The organism is Nodularia sp. UHCC 0506 (assembly GCF_034931045.1).
In the GTDB taxonomy this organism is placed as follows: Bacteria; Cyanobacteriota; Cyanobacteriia; order Cyanobacteriales; family Nostocaceae; genus Nodularia.
Genome location: NZ_JAYGHH010000046.1, coordinates 14,844 through 21,637, shown reverse-complemented (window position 1 = coordinate 21,637; position 6,794 = coordinate 14,844). Strand labels below are relative to the sequence as shown.

General features: G+C 41.9%; 8 protein-coding genes. 5 read left to right on the top strand and 3 right to left on the bottom strand.

From position 1 onward, the window contains the following. The coding region (locus VB654_RS20120; RefSeq protein WP_323215578.1) for a tetratricopeptide repeat protein at positions 1-237 on the top strand (237 nt) is incomplete at its 5' end. A 155-nt stretch (positions 238-392) separates the two neighbouring features. On the opposite strand, the gene VB654_RS20115 is transcribed toward VB654_RS20120, so the two are convergent. Then, complete coding sequence (locus VB654_RS20115; RefSeq protein WP_323215577.1) at positions 393-848, bottom strand: hypothetical protein; 456 nt, start codon at positions 846-848, stop codon at positions 393-395. Positions 849-1,204: 356 nt separating this feature from the next. Here VB654_RS20115 and VB654_RS20110 point away from each other — a divergent pair, with 356 nt between their 5' ends. Next, entirely contained in the window at positions 1,205-2,185 is a 981-nt protein-coding gene (locus tag VB654_RS20110) for an aldo/keto reductase (RefSeq protein WP_323215576.1), read from the top strand. Between the two features lie 190 nt (positions 2,186-2,375). On the opposite strand, the gene VB654_RS20105 is transcribed toward VB654_RS20110, so the two are convergent. After that, positions 2,376-2,576, bottom strand: coding sequence for a hypothetical protein (locus VB654_RS20105; RefSeq protein WP_323215575.1), 201 nt, complete (start codon positions 2,574-2,576; stop codon positions 2,376-2,378). A 150-nt stretch (positions 2,577-2,726) separates the two neighbouring features. Between VB654_RS20105 and mnmE the strand changes: the two genes are divergently transcribed. Both mnmE and VB654_RS20095 read left to right on the top strand, forming a co-directional pair. Beyond that, a complete protein-coding gene (mnmE, locus tag VB654_RS20100) occupies positions 2,727-4,118 on the top strand; it encodes a tRNA uridine-5-carboxymethylaminomethyl(34) synthesis GTPase MnmE (protein ID WP_323215574.1) in 1,392 nt (463 codons plus the stop codon). Positions 4,119-4,138: 20 nt separating this feature from the next. Continuing rightward, positions 4,139-4,909 (top strand): SDR family NAD(P)-dependent oxidoreductase, encoded by a 771-nt coding sequence (locus tag VB654_RS20095; protein ID WP_323215573.1) that lies wholly within the window; start codon positions 4,139-4,141, stop codon positions 4,907-4,909. A gap of 340 nt (positions 4,910-5,249) precedes the next feature. On the opposite strand, the gene VB654_RS20090 is transcribed toward VB654_RS20095, so the two are convergent. Beyond that, complete coding sequence (locus VB654_RS20090) at positions 5,250-5,594, bottom strand: hypothetical protein (protein ID WP_323215572.1); 345 nt, start codon at positions 5,592-5,594, stop codon at positions 5,250-5,252. A 226-nt stretch (positions 5,595-5,820) separates the two neighbouring features. On the opposite strand from VB654_RS20090, the gene VB654_RS20085 reads away from it, so the two are divergent. Continuing rightward, complete coding sequence (locus VB654_RS20085; RefSeq protein ID WP_323215571.1) at positions 5,821-6,747, top strand: 1-acyl-sn-glycerol-3-phosphate acyltransferase; 927 nt, start codon at positions 5,821-5,823, stop codon at positions 6,745-6,747. The last annotated feature ends 47 nt before the right edge of the window (positions 6,748-6,794 follow it).

Genomic DNA, 6,794 nt, shown 5'->3' with positions numbered 1-6,794 from the left:
CGAGAATATGAAGAAGCACGACGCAATTATCAACAGGCTTTGAATATCAAAATCGAATATGGCGATCGCTATGAACAAGCCAGCACCTACGGTCAATTGGGACTACTTGCAGCAGCAGAGGAAAACTACCCAGAGGCGAGGGCTAACTTGCAAACAGCGTTAGATATATATGTTGAGTATCAGGATGAATATTATGCAGCGATGACACGAGAAAATCTAGACAAATTACCAGATTGATCATTACAGCAATTCAAGCCCCCGGACTTATCCGTGGGGTATTTAATTTTGAATTTTGAATTTTGAATTTTGAATTCGGAGCGAAGCGACGTGACGCATTCCCCCTCCCCGCAAGCGAAGAAAGGGCTAAGATTTAAAGATAAAACTAAACCATATTAGTCTCCCTGTGGGAGAGTTCCAACCTTGTCCGCAGGTGGTTCTGTGTAGTCACAAAATATATTTAATCCTATTTTAAGTATATACAAAACAATCACAGTGGCGATCGCGGGATCAATTGGTAATCCATTGGTGGTTGCAAGACCGACTAGAGAGACAATCAAACCTGATAGCAACGGTGAACTCCCTGGATTTTTCGTATATTCTTTGAGTTGACCACGAAAGCCATCATCACCGCAGAGTTCTTGACGCAGTACATTCAGCGTGACTTTCCAGATTGATTTGCCTTCTGACATTAATGTTTTGCCATTTTTCTCAATCCATAAATCCTCAAATGAGCGTTCAACTTTACCGTTGTGTCTGGCTAAGTTATCTAGGGCATACTGTGCGGGTTTGTAATCTTGCAAGATTTCCCGCATAGCCATGATTTCGTTACTACTGATTTGCGCTTCCATAGTTTAATTAGTTTTTTGGTTTAAGTTCTCAAGTTGACCCCAATTTTCAGACTTTAGCATTTATCGCGTTTTTTGTTGTGTCGATTGAACATCGACCGAATTGAAATAAGCCCTGGCGATTGAAATCGCGGCTACACAGACGAAACCCACCTTCGTGGGTTAAAAACTTTGATTTTCTCTTAGCCCAGGCGATTGGAAATCGCGGCTACACAGACGAAACCCACCTTCGTGGGTTAAAAACCCTAATTTTCTCTTAGTCCGCGCAGGCGGACTTTGTTTGTATAGCCGCGACTTCTAGTCGCCCGGTACAAGATATGAAGATAATTAATTGTTAGGGATGTCTACAATGAGTCAATATGCAGATTAGCCAAGAACTATCTCTACCCAGTATGGGCTGTGGCACTTGGGCATGGGGTAATCAATTACTCTGGGGATATGATGAAAGCATGGATGAACAGTTACAAGCTGTTTTTAATCTCTGTGTCAGCAATGGTGTAACTTTGTTTGATACTGGTGATTCTTACGGGACTGGGCGATTAAATGGACGCAGTGAGTTACTGTTGGGGCGATTTACTCAGGAATATCAAGGGGTAAATCAAGATAAGATTTGCATTGCTACTAAGCTGGCGGCTTACCCTTGGAGATGGACTCGTCAAGCAATGGTTAAGGCTTGTCAGGCTTCGGCGCAACGTTTGGGCAAAAATGTCGATTTGGTGCAAATGCACTGGTCTACGGCTAATTATGCACCTTGGCAAGAATCAGGTTTGTTAGATGGTTTGGCTGATTTATACGAACAAGGTCTAGTGCAGGGGGTCGGTTTATCTAATTATGGTCCGAAACGTCTGCAACGGGTACATCAAAAGTTTGCGGCGCGGGGTGTTCCTATTAAAACTCTGCAAGTTCAGTATTCTTTACTATCTACCTATCCGGTGACGGAATTAGGGTTGAAGGATGTTTGTGACGAATTGGGGATAAAGTTAATTGCCTATAGTCCTCTGGCGTTGGGGATTTTAACGGGAAAATATGCGGAAAAAGGCAGTTTACCCAAGGGTATCCGGGGTTTATTATTTAGGCAGCTTTTACCTGGAGTGCGATCGCTCTTAGAATGTTTACGAGAGGTGGCAGAATTTAGAAATAAAACTATGTCTCAGGTAGCAATTAATTGGTGTATCTGTAAGGGTACTATTCCTATCCCTGGGGCGAAAAGTCTAGAACAGGCGCAGCAAAATATTGGTGCTTTGGGTTGGTTGTTAGATTCTGGCGAAATTGCTGCTTTAGATCAAGCTGCTGCAAGTACGGATAAGAAAATGGTGCAAAATATCTTTCAAACTCAGTAGAAAATCACCGTGTATCTATCTATTCCGCTTTGTTTAAGTCAAATTTTTTAACGTTCGCGTAGCGTGCGCGTAGCGCATACCGCCAAGAACGCCAAGGACGCAAAGTCAAGAAAGAAAAGGAAGAAATGCTTGACTGAACTGTATGCTTTGTAGAGACGCGATTAATCACGTCTCTAACTACTCCCTGAGTTTAGAAATCTTCGGGTAAAACCCATTTTGGTGGTTCGGTCATTTTTTTCCGCAAGCGTTCTTCTGCCATGATCAGCATTTGGTCTAAAGATGTCTCTTCGATAAATTTGCTTGTGGCTTCTCTAAACTTGATATGGGGGCATTTATCCCCTAATATACAGCCGTTCACGCAGGCTTGAGCGCAATCAATTTGTTGTTCCACAGTGAGTCCCTCTCTTTAAAATATGAGTTAAGAGTTGTGATTGATACGGCAAATCTCTACTCTTAATATCAAGTCTCCTTAATTGACTATGATAAAACTGCTGCTACGCTAATAGCATATATATCAAATGTTTTGCTAACAAGGGCGCTCATGTCGGAACTCTTAGCTATTACTGGAACCATCGCCGCGATCGCCACGGCTGTAATTCCCCAACAGGGTAGCGTTAGTATTGTACGGGTGTCTGGTTCCCAAGCAATGGCGATCGCACAAGCTCTATTTTCCGCCCCTGGTCAGCAAGTTTGGGAAAGTCACCGCGTTCTTTACGGTTATATCCGCCATCCCCAGACACAAGCATTGGTGGATGAAGCGCTGTTATTAATTATGCAAGCCCCCCGTTCTTACACTCGTGAAGATGTGGTAGAATTCCATTGTCACGGCGGAATTATGGCAGTGCAGCAGGTCTTACAATTGTGTCTAGAACATGGTGCTAGGCTTGCTCAACCCGGTGAATTTACGCTCCGAGCCTTTTTGAATGGACGACTAGATTTAACCCAAGCTGAAAGCATTGCTGATTTAGTGGGTGCGCGATCGCCCCAAGCTGCTCAAACTGCTTTAGCTGGTTTACAAGGAAAATTAGCCTCTCCGATTCGGCAGTTACGCAACCACTGTTTAGATATTCTGGCAGAGATTGAAGCTCGAATTGATTTTGAAGAAGACTTACCACCGTTGGATTATAAAGCCATAATATCAGATATTGATCACGTTGCCGCAGAAATTACTAAATTTTTAGCCACAAAGGATAAAGGGGAACTGCTGCGAACTGGTTTAAAAGTGGCAATTGTGGGACGACCAAATGTTGGTAAATCCAGCTTATTGAATGCTTGGAGTCAGAGCGATCGCGCCATTGTAACTGACTTACCAGGGACAACCCGTGATGTGGTGGAATCTCAGCTTGTGGTCGGGGGAATACCTGTGCAAGTCTTAGATACAGCCGGGATTCGGGAAACAATAGACCAAGTAGAAAAAATTGGCGTAGAGCGATCGCGTCGGGCGGCAAATGCAGCTGATTTAGTATTATTAACTATTGACGCTGCTGCCGGATGGACTCAGGATGACCAAGCAATTTACGAACAAGTCCAACATCGCCCTTTAATTCTAGTAATTAATAAAATTGATCTTGTAGAAACAGCATCTCTTAACTTTGGGAAATATCCCCAAAATATTCACCAAACTGTTACCACAATTGCAGCAGAAAATCAAGGCATTGATGCCTTGGAAATGGCAATTTTAAACATAGTACAAACAGGGAAAGTGCAAGCGGCTGATCTGGATTTAGCAATTAACCAAAGACAAGCAGCAGCCCTAACTCAAGCTAAAATATCTTTAGAACAGGTACAAACAACAATTACAGATCAATTACCCCTTGATTTCTGGACAATTGACTTACGTGGTGCAATTCAAGCGTTAGGAGAAATTACTGGAGAACAGGTTACTGAATCTGTCCTTGACCGGATTTTTAGTAGATTTTGTATAGGTAAATAAATTCAGATGAAATTAAAATCATGTCGTATATAGCTGATAATAATTCTGTCAATGCCTTAATTGTGGGATCTAGCCAAGGTATAGGTTTGGGGCTTGTGATCAAATTGCTAGAAGATGATAGAATTGCTAAAGTTTATGCAACTTATCGTCAACTGGAATCAGCCGGAGAATTAATCGCTTTAGAAAAAAAATATTCTAATAAATTAATTTGTGTATCTTTGGATATTACTGAAGAATCGCAAATTGCCGAAGTTGTTCAACGAATTAAAGCCGAAGTCAATAAATTACATTTAGTGATTAACTGTGTGGGAATATTGCATGACGGCACTTTCCAACCTGAAAAAAGTTTAAAACAAATTAATTCCGAAAATTTGCTGCGTTACTTCCAAATTAACAGTGTTGGTTCTATTCTTCTAGCTAAACACCTGTTACCTTTATTTCGCCATAATGAAAATAGTGTTTTTGCCAGTATTTCTGCTAAATTAGCTAGTATTGGTGACAATAAAATTGGTGGCTGGTATGGCTATCGGGCTTCTAAAACCGCACTCAATATGTTTATGCGAACAGCAGCAATTGAGTATGGCAGAAGTTGTCCTAAAACATTGATAGTAACTTTACATCCTGGGACAACTGATACACGCCTATCCCGTCCATTTCAGAGAAATGTACCACCAGAAAAATTATTTTCAGTCGAACTTTGTGTAACTCAATTGCTGTCTGTTATTGACCAACTTCAAGAAGGTGATAGCGGACAATTTTTCTCATGGGATGGAAGTAAGTTACCTTGGTAATTCGTAATTTGTAATTCGTAATTCGTAATTTGTAATTCGTAATTCGTAATTCGTAATGCCTCCTTTCCTGCGGAACGCTACACGAACGGAGGAGCTTCGCTAACGTAATTCGTAATTCAGGGGGGGTTGGGACTTCTTAAAATTATATTTAGGGGATTCTTGCTTGAACGGGATATCCAAAATGCCCTAAAGAGGAATCTATACAGCAATATCCCAGATTACTTTACCCAGCCTAACGCGCCACTTCGCTAACAGCACATATCCTGACTGTCCGACGGTGTGCAATACCTGAGAAACCCGCGCAGGCGGGTTACAGACTTGATTTGCGGTTGATTAAGGATTAATTTGTAAACTCAATTAACTTGAATCCCCAAGGTTTCATCGCTGCAAGTGCTATTTCTCTATCTACACCTTCATAAGCCTCCCATTCTGAGTGCTTATCTTTAGGATGTCCGTCACCGACATGACCTGCAACTTTAATTACCGGAACCCCCGCCAATTGATTACGCTCCATTCCTTTGGGAATTACTAGTTGGAGTTTATGACCCACGAATTTCGAGACACTGTTATCAGCTACAGATTTACGGACTAAACAAATATCACCAGCAGTCCCCCAAGTTGTTGGGTAGATATGGAGGAACGATATATAGGTTACTGGTTTGATGGCTCTTTTTAGAACTTGCACTTTTTGTAATCCTTACTCATATACTACTCTAATTAAAATACAATCTTGTAATTATCGTTCTAACTCTCACTCTAACTCTGTCACAGATGATACGAGTAATTAAACCTTTTAACTGGCTCTTAATTCCCTATTGTGCCATGAACAATTATGATATATTCATGAATTCAAAGAGGGTTTTATTAAAAGTTCTTCTAACGAATCTTTTCCGGGCGACGGAGCTGATGAGGTGACTTACCCAATTAATCCCGATGAGAAAACAGCCGATTTATCTCTAACAACCATTCAACGAGTACAAGAAGGTGTGGCGGCAGCGAGCGATCGCGCTGTTCATTATACAATAAAAGCAACTTTGCATCGTCTGGAAGCTATAGCTCAGGGACATGGAGAAACTAGATTCCATGCTATAGTACGTCGTTTTGTGTTGCGATCGCTCATCCATGCTGTTTTTCGAGTCCGGGTGGAAAACCTGGACAGGATACCTCAAACACCCGCTATCCTCGCTGCTAACCATCTCCACCATATCGACCCTTTGCTACTGCTAGGCGAACTCCCCACCCATCCCCACTACTACGTTCTAGGTGATGCTCGTACTCTTTATAACAAGTTTTGGAAACGTTTCACCCTGCGTTTAGTGGGAGGTGTAATTCCTTTAGAACGGATGTGGAAAGAAGAAATAGCGGTGATAGAAGCTGCTAAAGCCGGAAGAAAAGACCTCCTAGAATTAGCGAAAGCAATTGAGGAAAATGTCCCCACCGGGGGCGATATCCAAACTTTGCGCCAAATTGACCGCATTGTACAGGGGATTTTGTCTCAAGATGACGGACTGATATTGTTTCCCGAAGGACGCTTAGGAAGCACTGAGGGTCAATTACACCCCCTGAAGCGAGGAACGGTAATTTATGCTTTGCGGGCTGGTGTACCAATCGTACCAGTGGTACTAATCGGCACTCATGACCTTTATTTCGGAAAAAAGTTAACGGTGCGCTTTGGAGAACCGCTATACTTTTCTCAAACTTCCAAAATTAAGCGTCAAGAAGTAGATGAAGTTTTGGCAGTATTACAAAATTCCATGCTGAATCTTTTACCAACTAACTATCAAGAACCAAAAGGACTCAAACTTTTCCGTCATTTTCTCAATCATATGTTGTGGTAAATCGTGGGGAATTCAATCTTACATCTGTGGTTAATTAGGGCTTGCTG

Excerpts from the sequence above, each read along its gene's own strand:
- VB654_RS20115 (WP_323215577.1), bottom strand. The coding sequence starts at position 848 with ATGGAAGCGCAAATCAGTAGTAACGAAATCATGGCTATGCGGGAAATC.
- VB654_RS20110 (WP_323215576.1), top strand. The coding sequence starts at position 1,205 with ATGCAGATTAGCCAAGAACTATCTCTACCCAGTATGGGCTGTGGCACT.
- mnmE (WP_323215574.1), top strand. The coding sequence starts at position 2,727 with ATGTCGGAACTCTTAGCTATTACTGGAACCATCGCCGCGATCGCCACG.
- VB654_RS20095 (WP_323215573.1), top strand. The coding sequence starts at position 4,139 with ATGTCGTATATAGCTGATAATAATTCTGTCAATGCCTTAATTGTGGGA.